The sequence below is a fragment of the Nocardia brasiliensis IFM 10847 genome, assembly GCF_000710915.1.
Lineage (GTDB): Bacteria > Actinomycetota > Actinomycetes > Mycobacteriales > Mycobacteriaceae > Nocardia > Nocardia brasiliensis_A.
In genome coordinates this window covers 17,332-30,432 of the sequence record NZ_BAUA01000191.1, presented here as the reverse complement: position 1 = coordinate 30,432, position 13,101 = coordinate 17,332, and the positions used below count along the sequence as shown (strand labels likewise).

Sequence of the window (13,101 nt, the reverse complement as noted above, 5' to 3'; positions counted from 1 at the left end):
TCGGAATGATGCGCTCGGACAGATCGCGCGCGTAGGCCTGCAGCGCCTCGACGCTACCGGTCTCGAGCACCTCGACGTAGTTGTCGTAGACGGAGGTCGCCTCGGAGAAGATCTCCTCCGGGGTCATCGCGGTGAGCAGCTGCGCGTCGGTGATGCGCCGTGCCCATTCCTCACGCAGCGCGGTGCGGTTCTGGCGCAGGTGTTCGACCAGCTGCGGCAGCAGATTGTCGACCGGTCCTGCGCGCAGCGAATCCGCCGAAAGGCTCATGGACACCTCGGACATGGAAACTCCTGCCCCTTTCGACGGTTACAGTCGGGATCGTCGTGCGTATCGGTCGTCGGACCGACACCGAGCCTAGTCATACCCCATGGCAGTCGCTGACGAAACCTGCCGGTTGTTCTCCTGAGATTCACGGCGGGACGGCGAAACCGCGCTCCAGACCGAGCAGCGCCTCGTCCAGATAGACGGTGAGGTCCGCGTCGGCGCGCGCGAGCCAGGCGTCGAAGGCCGCCCTGGCCGCCGCCAGCGTGGCGCGGCCGACCGCCATCGGGATCAGCGCGTCCTCGGGCCGGCCGAGCCGGCGCGCGGCGAACGCGCTGACGGTGCGCTCCCAGGCGTCGTAGTGTGCGCCCGCGGTCGCGGCCAGCGCCGGAATCGTGGCGACCAGCTGCATGCGGGTGCGCAGCTCCGGCACGTCCTCGGCCCGATAGCGATTGGCGTCCACGACAACTCGGCGCACCGCGGTCATCATCGGAACATCGTCGGGCACGGTCGCGAACGCCGAGCGCAGAGCGGCGACTTCGTCATCGAACTGGTACCAGAGCACTTCGGCCTTGGTGGGGAAGTAGCGGAAGAAGGTGCGGCCGCTGATACCGGCGGCGGCCGCGATCTGTTCGACGGTGGTTTCGTCGAAGCCCTGTTCGCTGAACAACCGCATGGCGATCAGTTCCAGCTCGCGTTTGGTGGTGCCGCGGGGGCGGCCTCGGGAGTTCCGGGCGGTCACGGCTATTGATTATGTCAGTGACTGACGATAATCTCGCGGCATGTTCCACAGTGTCGCAGGACACACCGGCGGCGCGCCCGTGCCCGGTGTCGAGCGCGGCCGCCGGGGTGCACCGGGTACCCGGTCCGCGGCGGATCTGACCTGGCCGGAAGCCGGTGAACGCGCCGCTGCCGGAGCCATTCTCGCGGTCGCGGTCGGCGCGACCGAACAGCACGGTCCGCACCTGCCGCTGTCCACCGACACCGATATCGCCGCGGCGCTGTGCCTGCGCCTGGCCGCGCGGCGGTCGGATGTGCTTGTGGCGCCGGCCGTTCCGTACGGCGCGAGCGGCGAGCACGCGGGCTTCCCCGGCACGCTGTCGATCGGCCAGGCCGCGCTGGAACTGCTGATCGTCGAGCTGTGCCGCTCGGCCACCGACACTTTCGATCGCATCCTGCTGGTCAACTGGCACGGCGGCAACCTCGAACCGCTGCGGCGGGCGGAGGCGCTGCTGCGCGCGGAATCTCGCGACGTGCGCGTGTATCTGCCCCGCTATCAAGGCGATCTGCACGCGGGCCGCTCTGAAACCGCTGTACAACTCGCGCTGACGCCGGATCGGGTGTCGCTCGACCACGCCGCCGCGGGCGACCGCAGGTCGCTGCCGGAACTCCTTCCCCTGCTGCGCGACTCGGGCGTGCGGGCGATCAGCCCCAACGGCGTGCTCGGCGATCCCGCCGGGGCGAGCGCCGCCGAGGGCGCCGCGCTACTGGACCAGCTGACCACCGATCTGCTCGACCGAACCCGGCTGTGGTGGCCGGATTCCGCCTGAAAGGACCTGACCATGAACCCGTGGTTCGAAACCGTTGCCGAGGCGCAGCGGCGTGCGAAGAAGCGGCTGCCGAAATCGGTGTACGGCGCGCTGATCGCCGGATCCGAACGCGGCCAGACCATCGAGGACAACCAGCGCGCGTTCACCGAACTCGGGTTCGCGCCGCACGTCGCCGGGCCGATCGGCACCCGCGACCAGTCGACCACCGTACTGGGACAGCAGCTGTCGATGCCGGTCATGATCTCGCCGACCGGCGTGCAGGCGGTGCACCCCGACGGTGAGGTGGCGGTCGCCCGCGCGGCCGCGGCTCGCGGTATCGCGATGGGACTCAGTTCGTTCGCCAGCAAGCCGATCGAAGAGGTGATCGCGGCCAACCCCGCGACCTTCTTCCAGTTGTATTGGTGCGGCGGCAAAGACGAGATCGTGCAGCGCATGGCGCGCGCGAAGGCGGCCGGTGCGGTGGGCCTGATCCTGACCCTGGACTGGTCGTTCTCGCACGGCCGCGACTGGGGGAGCCCGGTGATTCCGGAAAAGCTCGATCTGCGCACCATGCTGAAGTTCGCGCCGCAGACCCTCGCCCGGCCGCGCTGGTTGGCGACCTACCTGAAGTCCGGGCACATCCCCGATCTCACCGCGCCGAACATGGCGATCGGCGACGCCGCCGCCCCCGGGTTCTTCGGCGCCTACGGCGAATGGATGGGCACCCCGCCGCCGGACTGGGCCGACGTGCGCTGGATCTGCGAGCAGTGGGACGGACCGGTGATGCTCAAGGGTGTGATCCGGGTCGACGACGCGCTGCGCGCGGTCGACGCCGGCGTCGACGCGATCTCGGTGTCCAATCACGGCGGCAACAATCTCGACGGCACCCCGGCCTCGATCCGGGCGCTGCCCGCGGTCGCCGCCGCGGTCGGCGATCAGGTCGAGGTAGTGCTCGACGGCGGCATCCGGCGCGGCAGCGACGTGGTCAAGGCGGTGGCGCTCGGAGCGCGCGCGGTGCTGATCGGCCGCGGCTATCTGTGGGGCTTGGCCGCCAATGGTCAAGCGGGCGTGGAGAACGTCTTGGACATCCTGCGCGGCGGCATCGATTCGGCGCTGCTCGGGCTGCGCAAGACGAGCGTCACCGAACTCGGGCGCGACGATCTGGTGGTGCCGGACGGATTCGAGCGGGCGCTCGGGGTGCCGGTCGAGTCCGATACGGCCGCAACGGATTCGAGCGCGGCCCGGCCGGTCGCCGTCGGCTGACCGGTCAGTTCTCGCTCGCCGAGCTGCGATGGTGCGCGAGCAGGGTGTCGTAGATATCGGCGAGCGCGGCCAGCTGCTGGCGGTCCAGCACGTCGATCATGTGCCTGCGCACGCTGCTCACGTGCGCGGGCGCGGCGCCGGTCAGCACCTCGGCGCCGCGCTGGGTGAGCCGGGCCGCGGTGCGGCGCGCGTCGTCGGGGATGGGTTCGCGAACGACCAACCCGCGCTTCTCCATTCGGGTGATCTGATGCGACAGCCTGCTCTGCGACCACTCCAGTTTCAGCGCCAGGTCGGCGAAGGTGCACCGGTGATCCGGGGTGCCGCTCAGGAAGGCCAGCACCGAGTACTCGACGTAGGTGAGGTTGGACTCTCGCGTCGAGTCCCGCCCGACCGCCGCGGCGATGAGGTCGCGGGTGCGCACGAAGCCCACCCATGCGCGCATTTCGACGTCATCGAGCCAATGGGGATCGGTCACGATAGCGCTCCAAACTCTGGCGTGTCATACATTGTCGCGCGCCGTTGTACGTTCGCGTGACGGTTTGCGTGGCGACCGGACGGTCGGACGTCCGAGCGTTTTGTGTGAGACGACAGGTAGCACTACCGGGGTTGAACGTGCAACCTTTTGTGCCAACTGAACGAACGCGAGCAGCCTGGTTGTTCGCGGTGATAAGGCTTGCCTAAGCCGGGGTGCGATACGGCCGGATGGATAGGCTCGCTCTGCTCGTGACCAGCTGTGGCTACTCGGCCCGGCCCACCTCGAAGGAGTGCGTCTCGTGACCGCGCCGGACTTCCGCTACTCAGACCTGCTGCCGATCGGCCCCGACGACACGTCGTACCGGCTGCTCACCACCGAGGGCGTGCACACCTTCGAAGCCGGCGGCCGGACCTTCCTGCAGGTGGAACCCGAGGCGCTGCGCCTGCTCACCGCCGAGGCGATGCACGACATCAGCCACTATCTGCGCCCCGCCCACCTCGGCCAGCTGCGCAAGATCATCGACGACCCGGAGTCCAGCGGCAACGACCGCTTCGTCGCGCTCGACCTGCTCAAGAACGTGAACATCTCCGCGGGCGGCATTCTGCCGATGTGCCAGGACACCGGCACCGCGATCGTGATGGGCAAGAAGTCCGAGGGCGTGCTCACCGGGGTCGACGACGCCGAATGGATCAGCCGCGGCGTATTCGACGCCTACACCAAGCTGAACCTGCGCTACTCCCAGCTCGCCCCGATGACCATGTGGGACGAGAAGAACACCGGCAACAACCTGCCCGCGCAGATCGAGTTGTATTCCGCACCGGGCGATCCCGCGCATCCGGCGTACAGGTTCCTGTTCATGGCCAAGGGCGGCGGCTCGGCGAACAAGTCGTTCCTGTACCAGGAAACGAAGGCCGTGCTGAACCCCACCCGAATGCTGGAGTTCCTGGACGAGAAGATCCGTTCGCTCGGCACCGCGGCGTGCCCGCCCTATCACCTCGCGGTCGTGATCGGCGGCACCAGTGCCGAATTCGCGCTGAAGACGGCGAAATACGCCTCCGCGCACTACCTCGACAACCTGCCCACCGAGGGATCGCTGGCCGCGCACGGCTTCCGCGATCTGGCGCTGGAGGAAGAGGTCTTCAAGCTCACCCAATCCTTCGGCATCGGTGCGCAATTCGGCGGCAAGTACTTCTGCCACGATGTGCGCGTGGTCCGGCTGCCCCGGCACGGCGCCAGCTGCCCGGTGGCCATCGCGGTGTCCTGCTCGGCGGACCGGCAGGCGCTGGCCAAGATCACCGCGGAGGGCGTGTTCCTCGAACAGCTCGAACGCGAACCAGCGCACTACCTGCCGGAGCAGACCGACTCGATCCTCGGCGGCGACGTGGTGCGGGTCGACCTGAACCGCCCGATGTCGCAGATCCGGGCCGAGCTGTCGAAATACCCGGTGAAGACCCGGCTTTCGCTCACCGGGCCGCTCGTGGTCGCCCGCGACATCGCGCACGCGAAGATCAAGGAGCGGCTCGACGCCGGCGAGCCGATGCCGGAGTACCTGCGCGAGATGGCCGTCTACTACGCCGGCCCCGCGAAGACCCCCGAGGGCTATGCCTCCGGGTCGTTCGGGCCGACCACCGCGGGCCGGATGGACTCCTACGTCGATCAGTTCCAGGCCGCGGGCGGCTCATTCGTCATGCTGGCCAAGGGAAATCGCTCCGCGCAGGTCACCAAGGCCTGCAAGGAGCACGGTGGGTTCTACCTCGGCTCGATCGGCGGCCCCGCCGCGCGCCTCGCGCTCGACTGCATCAAATCGGTCGAGGTGCTGGAGTATCCGGAACTGGGCATGGAAGCGGTCTGGAAGATCGAGGTCGAGGACTTCCCGGCGTTCATCGTCGTCGACGACAAGGGCAACGATTTCTTCGCCGAGACCCAGAAGCCGATCGCGCTGCGGGTGCGCACCCGCAGCGCCGAACGGGTCTAGTCCATCAGCTGGTCGCGCGCCGATATGTCAGGGCGGCGCGCAACCGGCCGAGCCTGCGCGGCTGCACGTTGACCCGGGCGAGGTCGCCGTCGTAGTGGGCGAGCACGCGATGATCCATCACGGCCCGCCACAGCGGTGGCACGGCGGCGAGCACGATCATGGTCGCGTAGCCCGCCGGTAGCTGTGGGGCCTGCGTCGAGCTGCGCAGGGTCTGGTACCGCCTGCCCGGGTTGGCGTGGTGATCGCTGTGCCGCTGCAGATGGAACAGGAAAATATTCGTGACGAGCCGGTCGCTGTTCCAGCTGTCGCGCGGGGAGCAGCGCGCGTAGTTGCCGTTCGGGCGTCGTTCGCGCAGCAGCCCGTAGTGCTCGACGTAGTTCACCGTCTCCAGCAGCGCGATGCCGATCACCGCCTGCAGGGCCAGCCACGGCAGCACCGCGAGGCCGAACGCCGCGATCAGCCCGCCGAACAGCACCGCGGTCATCGACCAGGCCTGCAGAATGTGGTTGTCCATATGCCACCAGCCCTTGTCCTTGCGCGCGAGGCGCTCGCGCTCGAGCCGGACCGCCGAGCGGAAACCCCCGGATACGCTGCGCGGCAGGAACTCCCAGAGGGTCTCGCCGAACCGGGCGCTGGCCGGGTCCTCCGGCGTGGCCACCCGGACGTGGTGGCCGCGATTGTGCTCGACGAAGAAGTGCCCGTAACCCGATTGCGCGAGTGCGATCTTCGCCAGCCAGCGTTCCAGATGCTCGACCCGGTGCCCCAATTCGTGCGCGGCGTTGATGCCGATGCCGCTGACGAAGCCGAGGGTGGCCGCCAGGCCGAGTTTGTCGGCGACGCCTAGTTCGGGACCAGTCCACAGGTAGCAGGCAATGCCCAGCCCGGTGAGCTGAATGGGCAGGAAGAGGTAGGTGCACCACCGGTAATACCGGTCGTTGGAGAGCAATTCGTAGTCTTCGTCGCGCGGGTTGTCGCCGTCCTCGCCGACCACCCAGTCCAGCACCGGGATCACGATCAGCACGATGATCGGGCCGATCCACCAGAAGACGGTCGCTCCGGTGTGCAGCACGAGCTGAGAGGGGAGCAGCGCGCACGACGGCGCGATCAGGCCGAGAACCCACAGCGGGCGCTTCGAATCCTGACCTCGTGGGGGTCGACGATTGATCTTCATTCCTCTTCCGGTAACACTCCGGCGAACCGCGCGGCCGGAACCTGCTGCGCCTCGCCGCTATTCGCGGATAACCCTGGTGCCTTTGACAGAAGAGTCGCCGCGAATATGTAAGTCGTTACGAGAGCGAAGTGAGTGTATTCCTAATCGGTGCGCGCCGCGACCACCACCCACCACCGCTGGGAAGCGTTCCCTTTGCTAATTAGCAAACAGTGGGCATCCTCGAGTTGTCTTGCCGCCGCACGTGCCCCGGCCCGGGGAACGGGTTAGGGTCGGAGCGGAAGGGAGGAGTTCGGTTGCACGTCGCGATCTTCGCCGACGTATCGCTCGGCACGGTCGGCGGGTCGCACTCCGCGTTGGTCGCGCAGTGGAAGTCGTTGCGGCGGCTGGGGCATCGGGTCACGGTGTTCGCACCGGCCGTCGATGCCGCCGTCGCGGACCCGGATCTTGTTGTGCTGGAAGGCGTTTCCGGTTGGCGTACGGACGGATCGGTGCTGGTGGTGCCGAACGGTGCGAACGCCGCAGCGATCGACGCGGCGTTCGCCGAGCGCGGTCCGGTCGACGTGGTGCACGTGCTCACCGCGTCCGGCGCCGGGATCGCCGGGCTGCACGCCGCGCGCAGACACGGCATTCCGCTCGTGCAAACGCTGCGGCGGCACGACGATGCACTGGTCGAACGGTATTCCGTGCTGCGTTTGGTGTCCGCGTCGATCCGGCGGCACCTGCGCGGCGGCCACCGCGCCGCGCAGCCGCTGTCGGGCCGGGCGCAGGCCGCCGACCGGGTGGTGACACCGACGCGACGGCTGGCGTGCAAGCTGGTCGCGGCGGGTGTGCGTCGCCCGATTCACGTGGTGCCCAACGGCATCGATGACGAACTGCTCGACGCCGCGCCGGATCCGCGCTTCACCTTGCCCGATCCGAACGCGGAATCCGCTGCCGCGCAACAACCCTTGCGCATTCTCTGGTGCGGCCGGTTCGCGTTGGAGAAGCGGCCGCTCGCCGCGCTCGAGGCGGTACGCCTGGCACTGGACGCCGCGCCCGGCGGGTGCACGCTGGACATGTACGGCGCCGGACCGCTGTTGGATCGGGCCTGGTCGTTCGTCGAACGGCACGGCCTGCGGGATCGAGTCCGGTTGCACGGCGAGGTCGGCCGGGCCGAATGCCTGGCGGCCATGCGCACCCACGACGTGCTGCTGTCCTCCTCGTTCGGCGCGGACTCCCAGCACATGGTCGTGCAGGAGGCCGTCGCCGTCGGCCTTCCTATTCTCTATTGCGATCCGGACTTGGACGAGACCGTGCCGGACGGCGGGGGAGTGCGCGCCCTCGGGCCGTCGATCCTGGCCCTCGCCGAAGCGCTCGGCAGGCTCGCGAACACGCCGGAACGGCTGGCCGAGATGCGGAAGGTCCTGGTCGGTTGTGCCGATGGCGTACGGCAGTCGAAATACACGGCCGAGCTCGTCTCGATCTATCGCCAGGCGATCGAGCGGGGTCCCGGATCGTGGCGGGAGACCGCGCGGGACACGACGCAGGCAACGCTCTTCGCCTGTCCGCTCCGGGTAGCCGCGGACCCGCTCATCGCGTGGCCTGGCGACGCCCGCTGACGGCCGATCTGGGCGTTCGACCTGGCTACCGGCTTTTCGCGGACATCGCAGTGTCACCCCGATCGCCGGGGGCCGGGCGGCCGATTCGCGAGGCACCCTTAGCGATGTACGTCGTTGGTGCTCGAGCGCAACTGCCATTGAGGTCGAGGAGGGCAATGAGTACGTTCAGGACGGTCACGAGGACACTGCGTCTCTCGCAATCCGCCAGCCGCAGGCTGGCCGCACGCGCGGCCCGCGAAGGGACAACTTCCGCCGCGCTACTCGACCGCCTCATCCGGGAGGGCGTCGATCAGCTCGATCATCCCGGCATCATCTTCCGGGGACCCATGAGCGATCGGCGCGCGGCGCTGGTCGCGGGGCCCGATGTCTGGGAAGTCGTTGCGCGCCTACAGGAACTGGACGGTCCGGTCGAGCGGCGCATCGAAGTGCTCAGTGCCCGATCGAGTCTGCACGCGGGCAAGATCAAGATCGCCATCGCCTACGCGCGCGACCACGGCGGCGAGATCATCGAACGAATCGGCCGCAATCGGGCGGCCGTCGAGGTCATCCGGCGGACCACGCCCCCGCGTGTGCCCGCCGTCGATCGCGAGCACCTCTCGCTGGTCACTCCACTACCCGAGTGATTCGGCCCAATCGCCCGGTGCCGTAGTCGAATTGTCCGTTGTAGTGGCTGTTCACATCGATGGGAGCGAACTGTGCACACCGCTTCCGGTTGTGCACAACCCTCTCCGCGTGTGCGCGCCGGTCCCGCTACGTCCCTCGGGGACGTAGCCCGCGGCCCGATCGCCCGCGGCCGCCCAGATCGCCGGAACGGTACGTTCGCCAATCCCGGTCGAACACCGCGTATTTCGCGAATCGGACAGCGTCAACCGCTGGCGGAGTGTGATCCACAGCACTGGGGCGGATTGTGGACAACCCGTGTTCCTTGTGGATAAAAAGATTGCCGCGCAAGGGGATTCGGGTATAACGGGTCCATGTCCAATGACTATGACCCCAGGTTCCGGCCCCGCGCCGGTCGCTCGCCTGCGATTGCCGGATTCGCCGCTCGGGCTCGCGGCGGCGATCCGATTCCAGCACCGAGGAGTGGGACCGACTGTATGATTCCGGGTATGAAGGCTCGGATGACATTGAGTCTCGAACAGGCCACCGCCGACTACATCACTCGGCAGGCGGCGGCGGCGGGCGGCAACGTCTCGGCCTGGGTCGAGCGCCATTTCCGGGAGCAAGCGGTGCGCGAATCCGTCGCCTCCTACGTCGAATGGGATGCCGGGCACCCGGGTTACGCCGAAGCCGCCGCGCAAGAGGCCGAGGCGGCCGCACGCGAAGCCGGTCTCGCGTGAACCGGGGCGAAGTCTGGAACTACGACCCGATCATCAATCGCCCTGGGGCGTCGACCCGCAGGTTGATCATCAGTGCCGCGCCGATCAATGAGAATCCGCAACTGAAGGTCGTGTTGACCTTGCATGTGCTCGATTCTGATCCGGGTGGGCTGCTGGCCGTGGAAGTGGGTTCGCACGGATGGGCCTCGGCGCTGCACCCTGAAGCGACGGTACGCCGACGCCTCGACGAGTGTGTCGGCGTCGCGGACGCGGAGACCATGGACCGGGTTTCGGCCGCGCTGCGGGCCGCGCAGGATCTCTGAGTCGACTCGGTGGTGCCGGGCGGGCGGGCCCGGAGGCACTACCATCGCCAGCATGGTGTTGCGGAGTGGTGTGCGCAGGCGGGTGCTGGTCGGATTGCCGGTGGCGGTGTTGCCGTTGATGGGGGTGGGGGTGCCGCAGGCGGTGGCTGGGCCGGGGGTGGCGATCGATCAGCGGGAGGCGCTGGGGTCGGCGGCGGGGACCGAGGGGTTGGAACCGCGATTGGCGTTGGCGTACACGCTGGCCGAGGGGGAGGCGCACGCGCAAGGCGTGCCGCTGTCGATCACCTCCGGATACCGCTCGCGGGAAGAGCAGCAGTGGTTGTGGAACGACGGCTTGGCGAAATACGGCAGTCCCGACGAGGCGCGGCGCTGGGTGCTGCCGCCCGAGGAATCGACACATGTTTCCGGTCGCGCGATCGACGTCGGCCCGCAGGAGGGCGCGCACTGGCTGGAAGTCAACGGAAACACGTGGGGCCTGTGCCGGATGTTCGACAACGAATGGTGGCACTTCGAACTGGCCACCACCCCCGGCGGCGTGTGCCCGCCCACGAAACCGGACGCGAGCGTGCACTGACCGTGCGCTGACGTCCGTCTACGAGTGACCCGGCCCGACAGGGCTGGGTCACAGTCGTCTGTGCATCTGCCTCATTGTGGCGTGGCCCACGTCCCGGTACGCTCTGGAATTCGAGACCGAAGGGTTTCACTACCAGATGTTTCGGCGACGTGGCCGGAGGCGATGAGGAGCCTCGATGCAGAGGATTGCCACCCGAATTCGTACGGGGGTCGTGCTGGCGGCGGCCGTGCTGACGGTGCTCGGCTGGGTGGCGCCGGCAGCCACGGCCGACCCGGGACCCACCGCGCAGGCTGTGTTCAACAAGCCGGGTCCGCACCCGGTCGCGACCGCGGTCCGCACGAATCCCTGCCAGGAATCGGTCTACGGGATGTTCCAGCACATCGTCGTGCACATGCTGGGCAACCGCGACGATATGACCTGCACCCAGGCCTTCCCGAACGGACTCGAATCGCCGATCGGCGTGAACACCTACTACCCGGCCGATATCGCGGACCTGCCGAACGCGCCGCTGCTGGTCTTCACCTCCGGCTTCGACGCGAACCCCGGCATGTACGACGCCCTGGCCCAACAGTGGGCGAGCCACGGATTCGTCGTGGTGATCCCGTATGAGTTCTTCAACTCGCTGGTATACGTGCCCGCGCTCGGGGTGGCGAGTGCCGTGGTGGCCGACCGCGACCCGAATTCGCCGCTGTATCAAAAGGTCGACCTGAGCCGGACGATCTTCGCGGGTCACTCGGGCGGCGGGCAGGCGGCGCTGCAGGCGGGCACCGTGTTCCCGGGTATCGCCGCCGCGATCGATCCGGCCATGCGCGTGCGCGGCGTGCTCGCCGTCCAGCCGGGTCCGCTCGCGGTGGGTGCGCTGGTGTCGGTGCCGACCCTGTTCCTCACCGGCTACAACGATTTCGTGGTGCCCGATTTCGCCTGGGTGCGCTGGTGGCAGTACAACCTGACCTACAACGCCCCGGCCTGGATCGCCAATGCCCGCGGCGTGAGCCATTTTTCACCCGTCGACGGACTGGACAACTATCTGTCCGCCGGTACCGCGGTGGCCTGGCTGCGCTATCTGGCCTTCGGTGACGAGACGGCCGCGCAGTACTTCGTCGGTCCCGACTGGCGACTGCCCGCGGACAAGACCTATTTCAGCGTCGAACGCAACGCGCTCGCGAACGCAGTGCAGTGATCCGGGAAGAAACAGGAGTGGGGCGAGGATGAATTTCCGTCGGGGATGGCCCAGCGCAATCGCGAGTATCGCGCTGGTCGCGGCCGCACTGGTGTGCCCGCAGGCGAAGGGCACGCCTGCCGCCGAGCTGTCGTGCGCCGAACCCGCCGCCGGACAGACGGCGCAACGGGCCGACCCGGCGGCCGCAGGCGTCGATCCGGCCGCACTGGACGCCGCGCTGAATTTCGGGTCCGCCAAAGGGGCGTTCGCGATGCAGGTGTATCGGCACGGCTGCCTGATCGGTGATCGCACCGGCACCGGGAATCTGCCGATGCCGCTGGCCAGTTCGTCGAAAGGCGTCGCCTCGGTGGCCGTCGGCCGGGCGATCACGCTCGGCTACTTCGGCTTGGACGATCCGCTCGGCAAGTTCTTCCCGCAGGCCGACGCCGCCCATGCCGCGCTTACGGTGCGTCAGGTGCTGAATCAGACGACGGGGCTGCGGTTCACCTGGGCCGCGGACCTCGCGGGCATCGCCACCGACGAGGTGTCGCAGACCTTGCAGACCCCGTTCGAGTTCGCGCCGGGCACCACCTTCCAGTACGCGCAGGCGGTGCTCGTGCTGCTGCCGAAGATCGTGGAAATCGCGACGGGCCTGGACTTCCAGGACTTCGTGCAGCTAGAAGTCATGCAGCCGTTGGGCATCGCTCGCGATCAGTGGGTGTGGCTGCGGGATCGCAGCGGGAACACCGCCGTCAACGGCGGTCTGGCCATGCGCGCCGACGACCTGGCCCGCCTGGCGCTGCTGATGCTGCACGAGGGACGCTGGGGCACAACGCAACTCATCGATCCGGACTACATCCGGCAGGCCCGGCAGCCGACCGAGGCCAACGGCGGCTACGGGTTCCTGTTCTGGCTCAACGCCGGTGACTCGTACAAGACCGCGACGGTGCCCACCGCCAAGGTGTTCGAGCACCCGATGTTCCCGGGCGCGCCCCGTGATCTGTACGCCTTCGTCGGGGCGCTCGGCCAGTTCGCGGTGATGATCCCCAGCCGCGACATGGTGATCGTCCGGCTCGGCATCCCGGGCGGCATCGACACCGGCAATGTGCAGACTTCCCTTGCCGCCGAATCCAATCCGGACAACAAGGAGTTCCTGCGCCGGGCGGTCGCGTCCGTCACCGATCAACCCGCCGAGCCGTTCGACGATCCCTACCGCTACGGCGACCATTTCGGCCCGATCATCAGCGATCTCGACGATCTGGCCTTCTGGGTCGATCCCGAACACCTCGCGCAGATCCTGCTCGGCGCCGGACCGTACGCGCCGTCGAACTGCAACGTCGCCTGGTGCAACGGAAAGATCCTGCCGCAGGACATCTTCGCGGCCATGCTCGATTCCACGGGCCAGCTCGTCGCCGCGCTACTCGGCCTCGGGCATGGGCCGCGCTGAGCGGGA

At 68.2% G+C, this 13,101-nt stretch carries 13 protein-coding genes and 1 pseudogene; 10 read left to right on the top strand and 4 right to left on the bottom strand.

Annotated features, from left to right (window positions below):
* Together NBRGI_RS37365 and mftR are read right to left on the bottom strand one after the other, a co-directional pair.
* Window positions 1–283, bottom strand: a pseudogene (locus NBRGI_RS37365) (STAS domain-containing protein); the annotation flags it as partial.
* 127 nt (window positions 284–410) lie between these two features.
* A complete protein-coding gene (gene mftR / locus NBRGI_RS37360; protein ID WP_036562275.1) occupies window positions 411–1,004 on the bottom strand; it encodes a mycofactocin system transcriptional regulator in 594 nt (197 codons plus the stop codon).
* A gap of 40 nt (window positions 1,005–1,044) precedes the next feature.
* Here mftR and mftE point away from each other — a divergent pair, with 40 nt between their 5' ends.
* Window positions 1,045–1,812: a mycofactocin biosynthesis peptidyl-dipeptidase MftE gene (mftE, locus tag NBRGI_RS37355; RefSeq protein ID WP_081878390.1), complete on the top strand. Its 768-nt coding sequence runs from the start codon at window positions 1,045–1,047 to the stop codon at window positions 1,810–1,812.
* 12 nt (window positions 1,813–1,824) lie between these two features.
* On the top strand, window positions 1,825–3,054 hold the full coding sequence (gene mftD / locus NBRGI_RS37350) for a pre-mycofactocin synthase MftD (protein WP_029902081.1): 1,230 nt from the start codon (window positions 1,825–1,827) through the stop codon (window positions 3,052–3,054).
* A gap of 4 nt (window positions 3,055–3,058) precedes the next feature.
* On the opposite strand, the gene NBRGI_RS37345 is transcribed toward mftD, so the two are convergent.
* Complete coding sequence (locus NBRGI_RS37345; RefSeq protein WP_036562273.1) at window positions 3,059–3,529, bottom strand: MarR family winged helix-turn-helix transcriptional regulator; 471 nt, start codon at window positions 3,527–3,529, stop codon at window positions 3,059–3,061.
* A gap of 298 nt (window positions 3,530–3,827) precedes the next feature.
* Here NBRGI_RS37345 and NBRGI_RS37340 point away from each other — a divergent pair, with 298 nt between their 5' ends.
* On the top strand, window positions 3,828–5,504 hold the full coding sequence (locus NBRGI_RS37340) for a fumarate hydratase (protein WP_029902078.1): 1,677 nt from the start codon (window positions 3,828–3,830) through the stop codon (window positions 5,502–5,504).
* Window positions 5,505–5,508: 4 nt separating this feature from the next.
* Here NBRGI_RS37340 and NBRGI_RS37335 read toward each other — a convergent pair whose 3' ends face one another.
* Window positions 5,509–6,675 carry an alkane 1-monooxygenase gene (locus NBRGI_RS37335; RefSeq protein WP_036562264.1) on the bottom strand — a complete coding sequence of 389 codons (1,167 nt, stop codon included), beginning with the start codon at window positions 6,673–6,675 and terminating at the stop codon, window positions 5,509–5,511.
* 293 nt (window positions 6,676–6,968) lie between these two features.
* On the opposite strand from NBRGI_RS37335, the gene NBRGI_RS37330 reads away from it, so the two are divergent.
* From NBRGI_RS37330 to NBRGI_RS37300, 7 genes are all read left to right on the top strand, one after another.
* Window positions 6,969–8,273: a glycosyltransferase gene (locus NBRGI_RS37330; RefSeq protein ID WP_051728329.1), complete on the top strand. Its 1,305-nt coding sequence runs from the start codon at window positions 6,969–6,971 to the stop codon at window positions 8,271–8,273.
* 155 nt (window positions 8,274–8,428) lie between these two features.
* Window positions 8,429–8,896 (top strand): hypothetical protein, encoded by a 468-nt coding sequence (locus NBRGI_RS37325; RefSeq protein WP_063726363.1) that lies wholly within the window; start codon window positions 8,429–8,431, stop codon window positions 8,894–8,896.
* A 486-nt stretch (window positions 8,897–9,382) separates the two neighbouring features.
* A complete protein-coding gene (locus NBRGI_RS37320) occupies window positions 9,383–9,613 on the top strand; it encodes a hypothetical protein (protein ID WP_148311108.1) in 231 nt (76 codons plus the stop codon).
* On the top strand, window positions 9,610–9,915 hold the full coding sequence (locus NBRGI_RS37315) for a hypothetical protein (protein WP_029902068.1): 306 nt from the start codon (window positions 9,610–9,612) through the stop codon (window positions 9,913–9,915). The genes NBRGI_RS37320 and NBRGI_RS37315 overlap by 4 nt, the downstream gene beginning before the upstream one ends.
* A 52-nt stretch (window positions 9,916–9,967) precedes the next feature.
* Entirely contained in the window at window positions 9,968–10,489 is a 522-nt protein-coding gene (locus NBRGI_RS37310; RefSeq protein WP_029902066.1) for a M15 family metallopeptidase, read from the top strand.
* Between the two features lie 175 nt (window positions 10,490–10,664).
* Window positions 10,665–11,669: a poly(ethylene terephthalate) hydrolase family protein gene (locus NBRGI_RS37305; protein WP_148311107.1), complete on the top strand. Its 1,005-nt coding sequence runs from the start codon at window positions 10,665–10,667 to the stop codon at window positions 11,667–11,669.
* A gap of 28 nt (window positions 11,670–11,697) precedes the next feature.
* Window positions 11,698–13,095, top strand: coding sequence for a serine hydrolase domain-containing protein (locus NBRGI_RS37300; RefSeq protein WP_029902061.1), 1,398 nt, complete (start codon window positions 11,698–11,700; stop codon window positions 13,093–13,095).
* Window positions 13,096–13,101: the final 6 nt, after the last annotated feature.